The 396-nt window shown below is 50.0% G+C and carries 1 pseudogene; it reads left to right on the forward strand.

What is annotated here, in order from left to right:
* Positions 1-376, forward strand: a pseudogene (locus ACKLKD_RS28030) (IS6-like element IS26 family transposase); the annotation flags it as partial.
* Positions 377-396: the final 20 nt, after the last annotated feature.

A 396-nucleotide genomic window follows, 5' to 3' on the forward strand; every position in this document is an offset into this window, starting at 1 on the left:
TAACAGCAAAGCTGCATACCGGTTTCTGGGTAAAATCCTCAACAACGTGAAGAAGTGGCAGATCCCGCGATTCATCAACACGGATAAAGCGCCCGCCTATGGTCGCGCGCTTGCTCTGCTCAAACGCGAAGGCCGGTGCCCGTCTGACGTTGAACACCGACAGATTAAGTACCGGAACAACGTGATTGAATGCGATCATGGCAAACTGAAACGGATAATCGGCGCCACGCTGGGATTTAAATCCATGAAGACGGCTTACGCCACCATCAAAGGTATTGAGGTGATGCGTGCACTACGCAAAGGCCAGGCCTCAGCATTTTATTATGGTGATCCCCTGGGCGAAATGCGCCTGGTAAGCAGAGTTTTTGAAATGTAAGGCCTTTGAATAAGACAAAA

The organism is Klebsiella sp. 10982, assembly GCF_048589245.1.
GTDB classification, from domain to species: Bacteria; Pseudomonadota; Gammaproteobacteria; order Enterobacterales; family Enterobacteriaceae; genus Klebsiella; species Klebsiella quasivariicola.